At 61.5% G+C, this 14,797-nt stretch carries 17 protein-coding genes and 1 tRNA gene; 10 read left to right on the top strand and 8 right to left on the bottom strand.

The features are described from left to right. Positions 1-7 precede the first annotated feature (7 nt). On the bottom strand, positions 8-301 hold the full coding sequence (locus tag ACIQUB_RS05980; RefSeq protein WP_113237006.1) for a hypothetical protein: 294 nt from the start codon (positions 299-301) through the stop codon (positions 8-10). 108 nt (positions 302-409) lie between these two features. On the opposite strand from ACIQUB_RS05980, the gene ACIQUB_RS05975 reads away from it, so the two are divergent. Further along, positions 410-484 (top strand) — tRNA-Asn (locus ACIQUB_RS05975). A gap of 150 nt (positions 485-634) precedes the next feature. Here ACIQUB_RS05975 and ACIQUB_RS05970 read toward each other — a convergent pair. The 5 genes from ACIQUB_RS05970 to ACIQUB_RS05950 all read right to left on the bottom strand — a co-directional run bounded on the left by ACIQUB_RS05970 (position 635) and on the right by ACIQUB_RS05950 (position 3,685). Next, complete coding sequence (locus ACIQUB_RS05970) at positions 635-817, bottom strand: hypothetical protein (RefSeq protein ID WP_113237005.1); 183 nt, start codon at positions 815-817, stop codon at positions 635-637. Positions 818-926: 109 nt separating this feature from the next. Beyond that, positions 927-2,150 carry an MFS transporter gene (locus tag ACIQUB_RS05965; RefSeq protein ID WP_113237004.1) on the bottom strand — a complete coding sequence of 408 codons (1,224 nt, stop codon included), beginning with the start codon at positions 2,148-2,150 and terminating at the stop codon, positions 927-929. A gap of 178 nt (positions 2,151-2,328) precedes the next feature. After that, the gene (locus tag ACIQUB_RS05960; RefSeq protein ID WP_018900107.1) at positions 2,329-2,763 is read right to left on the bottom strand and encodes a hypothetical protein; all 435 of its coding nucleotides are present in this window, start codon (positions 2,761-2,763) and stop codon (positions 2,329-2,331) included. Positions 2,764-2,884: 121 nt separating this feature from the next. Next, positions 2,885-3,475, bottom strand: a complete 591-nt coding sequence (locus ACIQUB_RS05955; protein WP_113237003.1) for an alpha/beta hydrolase — start codon at positions 3,473-3,475, stop codon at positions 2,885-2,887. Between the two features lie 9 nt (positions 3,476-3,484). Then, positions 3,485-3,685 carry a hypothetical protein gene (locus tag ACIQUB_RS05950; RefSeq protein ID WP_047510130.1) on the bottom strand — a complete coding sequence of 67 codons (201 nt, stop codon included), beginning with the start codon at positions 3,683-3,685 and terminating at the stop codon, positions 3,485-3,487. 306 nt (positions 3,686-3,991) lie between these two features. On the opposite strand from ACIQUB_RS05950, the gene ACIQUB_RS05945 reads away from it, so the two are divergent. The 4 genes from ACIQUB_RS05945 (at position 3,992) to ACIQUB_RS05930 (ending at position 9,034) form a co-directional block, all read left to right on the top strand. Next, the gene (locus tag ACIQUB_RS05945; protein WP_113237002.1) at positions 3,992-5,437 is read left to right on the top strand and encodes a deoxyribodipyrimidine photo-lyase; all 1,446 of its coding nucleotides are present in this window, start codon (positions 3,992-3,994) and stop codon (positions 5,435-5,437) included. Then, entirely contained in the window at positions 5,434-6,771 is a 1,338-nt protein-coding gene (locus ACIQUB_RS05940; protein WP_113237001.1) for an FAD-dependent oxidoreductase, read from the top strand. The genes ACIQUB_RS05945 and ACIQUB_RS05940 overlap by 4 nt, the downstream gene beginning before the upstream one ends. Beyond that, positions 6,768-7,610 carry a DUF1365 domain-containing protein gene (locus ACIQUB_RS05935; protein WP_113237000.1) on the top strand — a complete coding sequence of 281 codons (843 nt, stop codon included), beginning with the start codon at positions 6,768-6,770 and terminating at the stop codon, positions 7,608-7,610. The genes ACIQUB_RS05940 and ACIQUB_RS05935 overlap by 4 nt, the downstream gene beginning before the upstream one ends. Before the next feature lie 164 nt (positions 7,611-7,774). Further along, positions 7,775-9,034 carry a cyclopropane-fatty-acyl-phospholipid synthase family protein gene (locus ACIQUB_RS05930; protein WP_113236999.1) on the top strand — a complete coding sequence of 420 codons (1,260 nt, stop codon included), beginning with the start codon at positions 7,775-7,777 and terminating at the stop codon, positions 9,032-9,034. A gap of 109 nt (positions 9,035-9,143) precedes the next feature. Here ACIQUB_RS05930 and ACIQUB_RS05925 read toward each other — a convergent pair whose 3' ends face one another. Further along, a complete protein-coding gene (locus ACIQUB_RS05925; protein ID WP_112979577.1) occupies positions 9,144-9,977 on the bottom strand; it encodes an SDR family NAD(P)-dependent oxidoreductase in 834 nt (277 codons plus the stop codon). Between the two features lie 100 nt (positions 9,978-10,077). Then, entirely contained in the window at positions 10,078-10,764 is a 687-nt protein-coding gene (locus tag ACIQUB_RS05920) for a ChrR family anti-sigma-E factor (protein ID WP_402928853.1), read from the bottom strand. Positions 10,765-10,952: 188 nt separating this feature from the next. Here ACIQUB_RS05920 and ACIQUB_RS05915 point away from each other — a divergent pair, with 188 nt between their 5' ends. From ACIQUB_RS05915 to ACIQUB_RS05895, 5 genes are all read left to right on the top strand, one after another. Next, positions 10,953-11,993 (top strand): cysteine synthase A, encoded by a 1,041-nt coding sequence (locus ACIQUB_RS05915; RefSeq protein ID WP_113236998.1) that lies wholly within the window; start codon positions 10,953-10,955, stop codon positions 11,991-11,993. 6 nt (positions 11,994-11,999) lie between these two features. Beyond that, on the top strand, positions 12,000-12,737 hold the full coding sequence (locus ACIQUB_RS05910) for an alanyl-tRNA editing protein (protein WP_113236997.1): 738 nt from the start codon (positions 12,000-12,002) through the stop codon (positions 12,735-12,737). A gap of 21 nt (positions 12,738-12,758) precedes the next feature. Further along, positions 12,759-13,628: a 3-mercaptopyruvate sulfurtransferase gene (gene sseA, locus ACIQUB_RS05905; protein ID WP_113236996.1), complete on the top strand. Its 870-nt coding sequence runs from the start codon at positions 12,759-12,761 to the stop codon at positions 13,626-13,628. Between the two features lie 2 nt (positions 13,629-13,630). Then, the gene (locus tag ACIQUB_RS05900; RefSeq protein WP_047510110.1) at positions 13,631-14,191 is read left to right on the top strand and encodes a GNAT family N-acetyltransferase; all 561 of its coding nucleotides are present in this window, start codon (positions 13,631-13,633) and stop codon (positions 14,189-14,191) included. Between the two features lie 109 nt (positions 14,192-14,300). Further along, entirely contained in the window at positions 14,301-14,771 is a 471-nt protein-coding gene (locus tag ACIQUB_RS05895; protein ID WP_113236995.1) for a DUF1203 domain-containing protein, read from the top strand. Positions 14,772-14,797 lie beyond the last annotated feature (26 nt).

Raw genomic sequence — 14,797 nt, 5'->3', positions numbered from 1 at the left:
ATTGATATCAGGAGGCGGAATTCCGCCTCCTGTGCCACCAAACCGAAAATCGTCGTCTCATTCGCCGCGCGACATGTAGGTCGTGCGACAGCACCAGCACGCCGAGCGGAATCATCCAGAAGCCGAGAATCGGAAGAAAGCCCAGACATCCGCCCAAAACCAGCAGTCCGCCGATCAAAAGCCTTGCTATGCGCGACTTCGGCAGCGGAATGCGGGTCGGCCCCATGACGATGTGGCCGGTGGTGTGATCGATGCCAAAGCGTTTGGCGGTGTTTTTCGGGGTCTCGGTCATCCACAGCATGTGGGGATAACCTGAATGATTGCAAGGAGATGTCATTTTTTTGAAAAAACCGCTTGGCAAATCGAGCAAGCATTTGTATTAGCCCACTCACACCGCGGCGAGCGGTGATCCCTGGTAGCTCAGCGGTAGAGCATTCGACTGTTAATCGACAGGTCGCCGGTTCGAATCCGGCCCGGGGAGCCAGTTTCTAAAAGGTCTGCATTGAAAAATGCAGGCCTTTTTCTTTTCCGAAATCAAAGCGATAGGTTTCGCCCCGAGAGTTCCTCGGCGGCGTTGCGATTGTTTCATCCCCGTGGGCGATCTAGCCGCGGGGATGAAGACGAAGCGGCGAGATCAATAGCCGCAGGAGCGTCCGTCGCTCGGCCTGAAGCCATCGGAGCAGGCGCGGTTCATGGAATCGCCGGGCACATAGCCGGATGCCGAGCCCGCGGAGGTCGGGTAGCCTGCGCATCCTGTGGTGAGCGCCGAAAGGCCGATCAGCGCGATCGCGGCCACGACATTTGAAATTCGTTTCATATGCACCTCTCCTCGAAACTGTCTCTACTATTAAGCTAGCGCGCATCCGCCAAACGCCACGTAAATTTCTTGCGTCAGGCTAGGCGAACGCTTGTCGTGGCCGCGCACCCTACCCTTGCAGCGTGTCGACCTTGCGAAGATCCGGGAAAAGCCGAGTCCACAGGAGCACCACGACGATGGTTCCAACGCCGCCGATGACGCCGGCGGCGACGGGACCCATCATGCCGGCCAGCATGCCCGATTCAAATTCGCCGAGCTGGTTCGAGGTGCCGATGAAGAGCGAGTTGACGGCGTTCACACGGCCACGCATCGAATCCGGCGTCAGGAGCTGAACCAGCGAGCTGCGCACCACGACGCTCACCGTATCTGCCGCACCCACCACCAGCAGCGCGGCTATGGATAGAGCGATATTAGTCGATACGGCAAAGACGATCGTCGCGACGCCGAACACAGCCACGGCAGTCAGCATCTTCGCTCCGACCTTGCTTGTGAGCGAGCGTCTTGCCAGAACGATCGACATGGTGAGCGCGCCGACGGCCGGGGCCGCGCGTAGCATGCCGAGGCCCCAGGGGCCGGCATGCAGGATATCGCTGGCGAACATCGGCAGCAGTGCCGTGGCGCCGCCCAGCAGAACGGCGAAGAGGTCGAGCGAGATGGTGCCGAGCATCACCGGCTTGCTCTTGATGAAGGAAACGCCGGCGAAGACCGAGGCGAGCGTGACGGGTTCGCGTTTGCTCGGCGTCCACTCCATGCGGATCGAAATGACGTTGATGCTTGCAACGGCAAACAGGACGGCGGCCACGGCGAAGGGGGCGACGGCATCGACGCCGTAAAGCAAGCCGCCCAGCGACGGGCCGACGATCAGCGCCGTCTGCATCATCGAGGTCGAGGTCGCCACCGCGCGCTGCAGCAGCGAGGGCGGCATGATGCTGGGAAGAAGGGCTGCCATCGTCGGCCGCTCGAAGGCGACGGTCGCGCCCATGATCGTCACCGCCGTCAGGATGCCCGCCGGCGTCAGCCAGTTCTGCCAGGTGGCGACAGCAAGCGCCGCCGACACGGTGGCGAGGATCAGCTGGCAGACGAGGCCGATGCGCCTTCGGTCGAAGCGATCGGCGACGTGACCGACCACGAAGGTCAGAACCACCATCGGCAGGAACTGGCAGAGCCCGACCATGGCGAGCGCGAAGGCGCTATGGGTCTGATCGTAGATCATCCAGCCCATCGCGATGGCGACGCATTGAAAGGAGAGAGAAGAGAAAACGCGGGAAGCCGCGAAATTGAGATAGCCGGGATGGCGCAGAACGCTATCCTGGTGAACTGCTGATGCATCCATGAGAAAACTGTCCGGCCCGCTGCCGACAGCGCGCCTCTGGGGGTTGTTGCTGCAACCGTTTCCGCCCTGACCGGCGTGCTTGTCAATGGCATCCGGGCCGCTTTCCGTTCGACCCTGCTAAAACACGTGATCGTGACCGCCGACAGCGCCTGCCGCGGCGGTCATCCGATCAGCGACGTTATCTTTTCTTCTTTGTCGAACGGACTTTGACAGGTGCCGGCGGCGGGATCAGTTCGGCGTCGGCGTAGCAATATCCGGCGACCCAGCCGTCGCTGGCGAAGAGCTTGGAATCGCCCTCCGCGTGCCACTGGCAGGTCAGCGAGTTGGCGTCCCATGCGGTGACGGTTACATCATAGACGCCCTTGCCGGCGAAGGTGGTCTTGGGATTGCCCGTCAGACGCCAGCCCTCGGCCGGCTGCATCGTCCATGACACCCTCTGGCCCTTCCGGGCTTTCTGCTTGATGCCGAATTCGGGGGTCTGGCAGCGGTTGGTGGCGGGATCGCAGTTCATCTTCGCCGTCGACATCTGCGTCGGCGTATTTGTGACCACCGTCTGGCAACTGCTGAGCGTAAACGCCACGAGTGTCATGGCCAAGGCAACTTCATACCACATATCCGGCCTCCCATCCGTCACATGCTATCGATGGGGACCACATTACAGCATTACGACAACTGTCGCGCTTCACCGTTCGGGTGATACCGGCACGTAAGTTTACATCGAACGGCAATGGCGATCAGCCAAGCGAGGTGTGCGGTGTGTGGTCGGCTACGTATCGCCTCGGCGCCTTCGCCTTCTCCCTGAGATTGTCGAAGAGCGCATAGCCGCCGGTCCAGCGGCCGAAGCCGCTGGCGATATTGATGTGGCCAGCAAGGCCAATGTTCCTGAGCTCGGTTTTCCACAGACGCGCATAGAGCGTCAGGCGGTCGAGCTCCATGTAATGGTCGTTGAGGCTGCCAACGGTGATGCTCGGAAAAGGCAGCACCCTTGTCGGCATCGGCCCGAAGCGGATGGCGGCATCCGGGTGCCGCCGTTCCGTGGGGCGCAAGTCGCAGGGAGCGACGAGGAGCGCGCCCTTGATGCGGCGCGCCGATGGCCGGTCGGCGAACTTCGCCGTCAGCAGGCAGCCGAGGCTATGGGCGACGATATAGGCCTCGCCGTGTTCGAGGAGCACTTCTTCGAGCCGATCGGCCCAACGATCGACCAAGGGATCGTCCCAATCGTCCTGTTCCACCAGAACGCTGTCAGGATGATCTCGGAGCCAGTATCGCTGCCAGTGGCCCTCGCCGGAGCCGTAGAGGCCGGGAATGATCAGTGTCGCGGTCATCGCTCCCTCCTAAAAATCGGCATAGCGCGGGCTGTGCATGAGCGCCGAGATCTCGTCGGTCATCTGCATGATGCGCTCGCGCAGATCGGCACCCGTGCCGTCCTCGACATCTTCGCTGCCGAAACAATAGCGCGCCTCGTGCAGTTCGAGCCTCGCTTCCAGCTGGTCGCGGATGGTGCAAAGGCGATCGAAATGCCGGATGATACTCATCGTCGTCTCTCCTGTGCGGCTGCGTTTTTCGAGCCGCCATCTGATGAGAGCAGTATTCTCTATCTTTTTAGTGGATTAAAGGAATGAGCATCCCTGCATGCGCGAACGAGGGGAAAAATCGGCATGCCGATCTCGCCTGAGGGCGACGATCGACCCGCCAGGCGACCCGCGACGCGCGCAACCACCGATGCTGTCGGATAATTTACCGATGTGCGGTGTTAAATCTTTATGCGGGCTGAAACTTTTGATCCACACTCCCCGTAGCTTCGTAACAGAAGCAACACAGAAACAAGGGGATCACATTCATTGTCCGACGATGCAGCAAAGCCGCTTATCCTCTGGTTTCGCAAGGATCTTCGCCTCGACGACAATCATGCGCTGCATGCTGCCTGCCGCACCGGACGCCCGATCATTCCCCTCTATATCCGCGAGCCCTCCTCTTCCGGCACCGGGCCTCTAGGCGGCGCGCAAGAGTGGTGGTTGCATCATTCGCTGGCATCGCTCACGGCATCCATCGAAGCGCTTGGCGGCTCGCTCAATCTTGTGAGCGGCGATGCGCTCGATGTGCTCGCCGACCTGATCAAGAAGACTGGTGCGGAGACCGTCATGTGGAACCGCCGCTACGATCCGCCCGGCATCGCCATCGATACGCGCATCAAGCGGGAGCTTGAGCAGCAGGGGCTGGATGCGCAGAGCTTCGCCGGCCAGCTGCTGCATGAGCCGTCGCGGCTCAAGACAGGCGGTGGGACGCCCTACCGCGTCTATACGCCGTTCTGGCGGGCGCTAGAGGGTGCCGGCGAGCCGCCGCACCCTGTCGATGCGCCCAAGAAGGTCAAATTCGCGCCGGAGCTTCCCGCAAGCGAGACACTGAAGTCCTGGAAGCTTCTGCCGACCAAGCCGGACTGGGCCAAGGATTTCGCTGAGGTCTGGACTGCCGGCGAAGAGGCAGCGCGCGAGCGGCTTGCGGATTTTCTGGATCAGAGCCTCGACGGCTACAAGGCCGACCGCGACTTTCCGGCCAAGCAGTCGACCTCGATGATGTCGCCCTATCTGGCGCTGGGCGTGATATCGCCTGCCCGCATCTGGGAGGAGACGCGTGGGCTGGACGTGCCGGCGGACGATCTGGTTCACTTCCGCAAGGAACTCGCCTGGCGCGAGTTCTCCTACCATCTGCTGTTTCACTTCCCGAAGCTGCCATACGCCAACTGGAACGACCGTTTCGATGGCTTCGAATGGAGCAACAGCACCGCGCATTTCCGCGCCTGGACCAAGGGGATGACCGGCTACCCGATCGTCGACGCCGGCATGCGCCAGCTCTGGAGGCACGGCTTCATGCACAATCGGGTGCGGATGATCGTCGCCTCGTTCCTGATCAAGGATCTGATGATCGACTGGCGGCGCGGCGAAGCCTGGTTCCGCGACACACTCGTCGATGCCGACCCGGCAAGCAATGCCGCGAGCTGGCAATGGGTGGCCGGCTGCGGGGCGGATGCCGCCCCCTTCTTCCGCATCTTCAATCCGGTGCTGCAGGGCGAGAAGTTCGATCGGGATGGCGCCTATGTCCGCGAATTCGTTCCCGAGCTTGCCGCGCTCGATACCAAATACATTCACAAGCCATTCGCGGCACCGCAGAGCGTGCTCGACAAGGCGGATATCAAGCTTGGCGAAACCTATCCCAAGCCGATCGTCGACCACGCGACCGCCCGCGACCGGGCGTTGAAAGCCTACAACGCCGTAAAGGACGCAGCATGAACGCCCATTTTCACCACCCGCACAGTCGCTTGAAGATCGCGGTCATCGGCTCCGGCGTCTCCGGGGCATCGGCGGCGTGGGCGCTCAATCCGCTGCATGACGTCACGCTCTATGAGAAGGAAACGCGCGCCGGCGGCCACACCGCCACCGTGGATGTCGATTACGATGGAACGCACATTCCCGTCGATACCGGCTTCATCGTCTACAACGAGCCGAACTATCCGAACCTTACCGCGCTGTTTGCGCGGCTCGGCGTCGCCACCCATGCCAGCGACATGAGCTTTTCGCTATCGCTAGACCACGGCAAGCTGGAGTGGAGCGGCAGCGGCCTGTCTTCGATCTTCGCGCAGAAGCGCAATCTGGTACGCCCCTCCTTCCTCTTGATGATCCGCGAGATCCTGCGCTTCAACAAGACCTGCCTTCTCGACCGCGCCGCCGGCCACCTCGCCGCGCGCTCCATCGGCGACTATCTCGACTGGCGCGGCTTCTCGCCCGGGTTCACCAATAACTATCTGGTCCCGATGGCAGCCGCGATCTGGTCGACGCCAGCCGCGAAAATGATGCAGTTTCCGGCCGAGCATTTCGTCAACTTCTTCGACAATCACCGCCTGATCTATTCCAGGCAGCACCAGTGGCGCACGGTGACCGGCGGCAGCCGAAACTATCTCGACAGACTGCTCGAGCCTCTGGGTGACCGGTTGAAGCTCGGGCTCGGCGTGCGAGCCGTGATCAGGACAGAGAGCGGCGTCACCATCGTCGACGACCGCGGCGAGGAGCGCCGCTTCGACAAGGTGATCCTTGCCGCGCACAGCGACCAGACACGGCGCATGCTCGTCGATGCGACCGAACAGGAAAAACGGCTGCTGGCGGCGGTTCCCTATCAGCCAAACAGAGTGGTGCTTCACCGCGATCCGATGCTGATGCCGCAACGCCGGAAGGTCTGGGCATCCTGGAACTATCTCCGCTCCAGCTCGGCTAACGGTAACGCCGATGTCGCCGTCACCTACTGGATGAACAAGCTGCAGGCGATCGACGATCGCTTCCCGTTGTTCGTGACGCTGAACCCCGATCGCGAGCCGGACCCGCGCAAGGTCTTCGCGGAGTTCAGCTACGAGCACCCGCAGTTCTCCGCCGACAGCGTCCAGGCGCAGCGCGCGCTGATGGATATACAGGGACGTAATGGCTGCTACTTCGCCGGCGCCTGGACGGGCTATGGGTTCCATGAGGACGGGTTGAGTTCTGGCCTCGCAGCCGCCAAGGCGCTCGGCGCGGCGCTGCCGTGGAGCACACTCAAGACTGACAACATCGAACCGGAGCTGGACGCCGTCGCATGACGCAGGAGCGCGAAGGACGAGGCGTGAGCATGCGCGACAACGGGCCGCCGCCCGAGGCTGCGGCAGCACTCTATGTCGGCGACGTCATGCACCAGCGCATGAAGCCCTTCGGCCATCGCTTTCGCTACCGCGTATTCTCGATGGCGATCGATCTCGACCGGCTGGACGAGGCGGATCGGCTGTCCGCGCTGTTTTCCGTGAACAAGCGCAACGCGGTGTCGTTCCACGAGAGCGACCATGGCGGCCGGATGGGCGCCAGGGCGCATGCCGACGAACTGCTGGCGCAGGCGGGCTTGCGTGCCCAGCGCATCGTGCTGGTCTGCTACCCCCGCATCCTCGGCTACGTCTTCAATCCGCTCTCCGTCTACCATGCCTATGACGCGCGTGATCAGCTGATCGCGATGATCTACGAGGTGCGCAACACGTTCGGCGAACGGCATACCTATGTCTGCCCTATCGGCTCAGGCGAGGTCAGCGACACCGGCGTTCGGCAGAGCTGCGACAAGATCTTTCACGTCTCGCCCTTCATCGAGATGGGCATGCGCTACAATTTCCGCATGCTGCCGCCGGGCAAGGAGATTCGCTGGCGTATCCTCGAAACCGATGCAGATGGCCCGCTGCTTGCGGCGACCTTCTCCGGACGACAGGTGAGCCTCACGACGAGGAACCTGGCGTGGCTCACGGCCGCCGTTCCGTTTCTGCCGATCAAGATCGTCGGCGGCATTCACTGGGAGGCGCTGAAACTGTGGCTGAAGGGCGCGAAATATATCGCAAAGCCTGCACCACCCGCCCCCGTCAGCCTGGTCGCGCCGCGCGAGACGGCGGAGGCAGCGGAATAAGATAAGCGTGCTTCGATATATGCGTCGATTACCCGCAACACAGGATTGGAAAATTGTTTGGCTTTTCCAATTTTTACGATAGCGTTCAAAGCAATCGCCGGGGGGCGGAGATTTTCAGCGCATCGTCGTCCTGAACCGGCCAAATCTTGCCGGAGGAGAAAACCATGAGTGATGCTAGCGACTTGACCGATTCTCAACGCAACGCGATCCAGCTGACGCAGCAGAATATCGGACAGGTTTCGAAGGGACTGCCGCTGCGCGCCAAGCTGGCGCTGAGGGCATTGCTTCGTATGCAGCATGGCTCGCTGACGATCGCTTTTCCCGATGGTCGCGTGGTGCGGGTGACCGGCAGCACACCCGGCCAGCACGCCGAGATCCACCTGAAGAACTGGAACATCTGCTACCGGGCGCTTTCCAACGGCACGATCGGCGTGGCTGAGAGCTATATGGATGGCGATTGGGACAGCCCCGATATCGCGGCGTTCCTTGAGTTGTTCATCGTCAACGACGAAGCGATCCAGGATTACGCCAACGGCAAGCGCGGCCTGCCCCGTCTGGTCGAGCGCATCCGTCATTGGATGAACGCCAATACCCGCAAGGGCTCGAAGCGGAACATCTCAGCGCATTACGATCTCGGCAACGACTTCTACAAGCAGTGGCTCGACCCGACGATGACCTACTCGTCAGCGCTCTATTCCACCGGCGCCAACGATCTGCAGTCGGCGCAGAACGCGAAGTATCGGGCTCTCGCCGAGGCGACCGGGATCAAGCCGGGTGACCATGTGCTCGAGATCGGCTGCGGATGGGGCGGGTTCGCCGAGTTTGCCGCCAGCGAACTGAATTGTCGGGTCACGGGCCTGACGATCAGCCGCGAGCAGCTGGCATTCGCCGAGGAGCGCATCCGCAAGGCGGGGCTCAGCGACAAGGTCGACTTCCGCTTTCAGGACTATCGCGACGAAACCGGCGTCTACGACAAGATCGTCTCGATCGAGATGTTCGAGGCCGTCGGCGAGAAATACTGGCCCGCCTATTTCTCCAAGCTCGAGCAGTGCCTGAAGCCTGGGGGCAAGGCGGGGCTTCAGATCATAACGATTCGCCCAGAGTCGTTCGAACAGTACCGGAGCAATCCCGACTTCATCCAGAAGTACGTTTTTCCCGGCGGCATGCTACCGACCCGCGAGCATTTGGCGGAACTTGGACGAAAAGTGAATTTGTCACTGGTGCGGGACTTCGGTTTTGGGTTAGACTACGCTCGTACTCTGGCCGAATGGCGAGAGCGTTTTTGGTCCGTTTGGGAACGAGTTCGCCCACTGGGCTTCGACGAGCGCTTCAAGCGGCTCTGGGAGTTCTATTTATTTTATTGTGAAGCAGGTTTCCGCGCCCGAAACATAGACGTCCGCCAGGTCGTCTTTTCGCGGAGCTGACGAGAGCGGGTGGCGGGACCAGACAGTCGACCTCCTGTCCCGGTCGCCATCCGCCTCGTCTATCCCCTCATCAACATCCTTACTGGTTGTCGGCGCGATGACGCCTTAGCTATTCCGCCGGGCTTGGCGTCACCGGGCGGCGACCATCGGCGCGTGGGCGCTCCTGCCAGCCGGTGGCGCGGTTCACCAGCCAGAAATACAGGCTGTAGGGCATGAGGTTGAGAGCCTTCAGCGTGTAGGTGAAGCGCTTCGGGAAGGTGATCTCGAAATTCTTCGACTTCAGGCCCGCATAGATTTCGGCGGCGGCCTCGTCGACCGGGATCAGCGACGGCATCGGGAACTCGTTCTTGCGGGTGGCCGGCGTGTCGACGAAACCAGGATTGATGAGCTGGATGCGGATGCCCATCTTGTCGAGGTCGAATTTCAGGCTCTCGGCCATGTTGATCAGGGCAGCCTTGGTGGCGCCATAGGCAGCGCCCGTGGGAAGGCCGCCATAACCAGTTACCGAGGAGACGATGGCGATCTGCCCCTGCCCCTTGTGCTTCATGTGACGCACCGCCGGCACGAGGCAATTGACCACGCCCTGCAGATTGACGGCGAAGCTCTGCTCGAAATCCTCGCGGCGCAATTCCTCGGCATGCACGGGCAGATAGACGCCGGCATTGAAGACAGCGAGCGCCAGCGCGCCGTGCTCGTATTCGATCGATGCGAGCACATGCTCCATGTCTTCGGGATTGGTGACGTCGCCATCGAGAACGATGATGCTGCCCGCAAGACCGTTGGCTTCCGATTGCAGCTCGGCAAGCTTTTCGTGGTCGCGAGCGGTGACGGCGACCTTGTAGCCTTCGCTTGCCAGTTTCAGCGCCAATGCCCGGCCGATGCCGGAGCTTGCGCCTGATATCCAGGCAATTCCATGTTCGGGGCGGGCTACAAAATCGTTCATGGCGCGACTCCTCAGGTTGTATCGAAGAACGTCGAAACGGGCCCGGAAGTTCCTCTCAGCCTCCCGGGATAATGGCTCTATCACGCCATTGTGGCTGCTTTCAGCCGATCAGGTCGCCAATCAGCTGGCGGAAGGACCCGGTCAGTTTGATGGGGGCATCGAGAACGGAAAATGCAATGCAGGGACGATCTTTTTCGGCCACCGGGCGATGGTCGATCGTCTCGTCGGCAACGGAGATGTCGCCGGGGCCGAAGCGGCCGCGATTGTCGTTGAAGGCGCCGTCGAGGATGAGCGTGAGCTCCATGCCCTTGTGGGTATGCGCCGGCATGGCGCGGCCGGGCTTGATCCACATGACGCTGACTTCGCAGCCGTCGATATCGACCGAATATTCCTTGAAACCGGGGAGCTTGGTCTTCCACGGCACCGTATCGACATCGAAACCGACGAGGCGGCGCAGCGCGCGTGGGAATACGCTCGGCTTATCGGAGGCGATCAATGGCTTGGGCTCGACCGGCGCGGTGGATGCGAATATCCGCGCCAATTTGGCATCGCGGTCTTCAAGACTTGCTTCGGATGTCTGCTCCAGGGCCTGGCCGGCCAGAAACTCGAGATCGCGTACCAAAGGCCGACGATCCGGCTTCATTTGCAGATGCGATTCGACAAGAACGCGCGCCGGTTCCGGAAGGGAACCCGCGACGTAATACGCCATCAATGCATCGACCGTGTCGATATGCTCGTGAACCATGATGGTTTCGGTCGTTTCCGCTTTCAGTGATTGCTTTGTCATCGTCCATACGATGAATGTCAATCTCCGGATCACATAGCGACCCGGATCAGCACGTCGCGAGCCAATCTGGGACGGGAAGTCTAATTTTACCGTGGTGGTTGAGGGCGAGGAATAGGATTTCTTGCCAACCCAGCCTTGTGAAGGGAAAAGACCGTTCCTAAACTAAGTGTTTCAAAGAGGCAGATTCCATGACCGTTCATCCTTCCGTCCTAGAAGCCATTGGCAACACTCCCCTGATCAAGCTCAAGGGAGCATCGGACGCGACCGGTTGCACCATTCTCGGCAAGGCGGAATTCCTCAACCCGGGACAGTCGGTCAAGGATCGCGCGGCGCTCTACATCATTCGTGACTCCGAGAAAAAGGGCCTGCTGCGGCCGGGCGGCGTCATCGTGGAAGGGACCGCCGGCAACACCGGCATCGGCCTGACGCTGGTCGCCAAGGCGCTCGGCTACCGCACCGTGATCGTCATTCCCGAGACGCAGAGCCAGGAAAAGAAGGACGCGCTGAAGCTGCTTGGCGCCGAACTCGTCGAAGTGCCGGCCGTGCCCTACAAGAACCCCAACAACTACGTGAAGGTTTCCGGACGTCTCGCCGAGCAGCTTGCCAAGACCGAGCCGAACGGCGCCATCTGGGCCAACCAGTTCGACAACGTCGCCAACCGGCAGGCGCATATCGAGACCACGGCGAAAGAAATCTGGGCGGATACTTCGGGCAAGGTCGACGGCTTCATTTGCTCCGTCGGTTCAGGCGGCACGCTTGCCGGCACCGCGATGGGCCTGAAGGGCTTCAACAAGGACATCAAGATCGGCATCGCCGACCCGGATGGCGCAGCACTCTATGAGTTCTACAAGAATGGCGAGCTGAAGTCCGCGGGCTCCTCGATCACCGAGGGCATCGGCCAGGGCCGCATCACCGCCAATCTCGAAGGCTTCAGGCCTGATTTCGCCTATAACATCTCGGACGCGGAAGCCCTGCCCTATGTCTTCGACCTCGTCGAGCATGAGGGGCTTTGCCTCGGCGGCTCGTCGGCGATCAACATCGCGGGCGCGGTGCGCCTCGCCAAGGACCTCGGCCCCGGCCACACGGTAGTGACCATCCTTTGCGATTACGGCAACCGCTACCAGTCGAAGCTCTTCAATCCGGATTTCCTGACATCGAAGTCGCTGCCGCTGCCGGCATGGCTGACCTCGCCTGTCGATATCAAGATCCCATACGAACCCGCAGCGTGAGGCCCAATGCCCGTTAATGCCCTCTATCGTGACGACTTCTATCTCTCGACCTGCGAGGCCGTCGTCACCGCCATTCACGAAGACGGGGGCATCGAGCTCGATCAGACCTGCCTTTACGCAACCTCGGGCGGACAGCCGGGCGATACCGGCATCCTCGAGCGTGCCGACGGCAGCCGGATCACGCTTGCGCAGACCAAGCATGGCGCCGCCAAGGACATCATCATCCATGTTCCGCTCGAAGGGCAGGCAAGCCCAGCGGTCGGCGAGAAGGTCGTGCTGCATGTCGATTGGGAGCGCCGCCACAAGCTCATGCGCATGCACACGGCCTGCCACCTGCTTTCCGTCGTCTGCTCGTATCCGATTACCGGAGCGGCCGTCGGCGAAGAGGAGAGCCGTGTCGATTTCGACATGACCGACACGATCGACAAGGACGAAGTGACGGCCAAGCTGATGGCGCTGGTCGACCAAGACCATCCGGTTTACCTGCAGTGGATTACCGATGAGGAACTGGCGGCCAATCCTGGCATCGTCAAATCCAAGAACGTGCGTCCGCCGATGGGGCTCGGTCGCGTCAGCCTCGTCTGCATCGGCGAGAACTCGGCGATTGACAGCCAGCCCTGCGGCGGCACACATGTTGCGACAACACGAGAAGTCGGACAGATTCACATCGCCAAGATCGAGAAGAAGGGCAAGGAAAATCGCCGCTTCCGTATCCGTTTCGGCGCTCCTGGCGACGACGCATAAGCATTGATTGGAGAGAGCAGCATGAGCGAGACCACGAGCCGCTTCGTCGTTTCGGCCGATTGGGTCGAAAAGCAGCTGGGGACTTCAGGTTTCAAGGTGGTGGACGCCTCCTGGTATCTGCCGGCCCACAAGCGCGCGGCCAAGGACGAGTATGTGTCGGGCCACCTTCCCGGCGCCGTGTTCTTCGACCAGGACGTCATCGCCGATCATTCGACCGGCCTGCCGCACTCGCTCCCCTCGCCTGAGTTTTTCGCCGCGGAAGTCGGCAAGCTCGGCATTTCAGAGACGGACACGGTCGTCGTCTATGACGGCATGGGTTTCTTCTCGGCGCCGCGCGTCTGGTGGATGCTGCGGACCATGGGCGCCAAGGACGTTTACGTTCTGGATGGCGGCCTCGATGGCTGGAAGGCCGAGGGGCGCGCGCTGGAGACCGGGACGACCGCCCCGGCGCCGGCAGTGTTCACGCCGAAATTCCGTGCCGACAAGGTTATACCCTTCGAGACCATGCGCGAGATCGTCGATGACGGTTCGGCGCAGATTGCCGATGCTCGCGGCGCCGGCCGCTTTACCGGCGAGGAAGCCGAGCCGCGTGCGGGCATGCGTTCTGGCCACATGCCCGGCGCCCGCAGCCTGCCGGCGACGAGCCTCTCGGCCAATGGCCGCTTCAAGGATGTGGCCACGCTGAAGACGATGATAGCAGATGCCGGTATCGACCTCTCCAAGCCTGTCGTGACAAGCTGCGGCTCGGGCGTAACCGCCGCGGTGATCATGCTGGCGCTGGAAAGCGTTGGGCATGATGACAACGCGCTTTACGACGGCTCCTGGAGCGAGTGGGGCAGCCGTGAGGACACGCCCATCGTCACCGGCCCCGCAGAAGCGATCAAAGCTTGACCATGGCAAAAGCTCCCTCTTCGCTGAAGGCTCATGTGACCCGCCTCGAAATGACGGCGGCGCCGAAGACGAGCCTGCCGGTGCCGGTCAATATCCAGACCGCCATCATGCGCGCGCCGGAAATCCCGCTGCCGTTCTACCGCTATCTCTACCGCCAGGTCGGCGCGCGATGGCAGTGGGTGGATCGTCTGAGGATGAGCGACGAGGAACTGGCCGCCACGCTCTACGACAAGCGCAACACGATCTGCGTACTCTACGTGAACGGCGCGCCTGCAGGGTTCTACGAATATCTGACGGTTGACGAGGATACGATCGAGCTCAGCCATTTCGGGCTGATGGAGCACGCGCTGGGTCTGGGGATCGGCAAGTGGTTCCTGCTGCAGGCGCTCTATGCGATCTGGACGCAGAACCCTTTGCGCGTGACGACCACGACCAACAATCTCGATCATCCCCGGGCGTTGCAGCTCTACCAGATGTTCGGTTTTTCTCCGGTTTCGACGGGCACCGCGATCGTGCGGCCGCTCAGCGACAAGGAGTTGCTTGAGCTGGCGAAGAGAAGCTAGCCCGAGCGTTTCGGCTGTTTCCTCACGCGAAAGTATAGGGACGCAAGGATCGGGTGGTTTCCACTCGGGCTGAAGCGCATTCAAGGCAAGCTCGAAAAGGAGACTTGCCATGATTGCCCTATCTTTCACCGCGATGCCCACTGCCGACGCCGAAACGATCTGGAACGGCGGGAACGATGCCCATGGTCACCCGCCGGAGACAATGATTTCCGATGGCCCGGGACACCCCTGCCGCCATTGCCTGAAGAACATAGATGCAGGCGACGCGCTTTACGTCTTCGCCTACCGCCCCTTCCCGGAGATGCAGCCTTATGCGGAGACAGGACCGGTGTTCCTGCATCAAAAGCGCTGCGAACGCTATGCCGCCGAGGAAGTGCTGCCGCCTGTCCTGACGACAAGCCCCAACTTCATCCTGCGCGGCTATGGCAGCAACAACCGCATCGTCTACGGCACCGGCGCCGTGACCGAGGTCGTCGATATCGCTGCCTATGCGGCAGAGCTCCTGCGCAAGCCCGAGGTCGCCTATGTGCATGTGCGCTCGGCGCGCAACAATTGCTATCAATGCCGGATCGACGGTTAACTCACGGAAAAAAGCCGGTTGCGGAG

The organism is Rhizobium sp. NPDC090275 (assembly GCF_044772225.1).
Lineage (GTDB): Bacteria > Pseudomonadota > Alphaproteobacteria > Rhizobiales > Rhizobiaceae > Rhizobium.
This window is presented reverse-complemented; position numbering and strand designations above follow the sequence as displayed.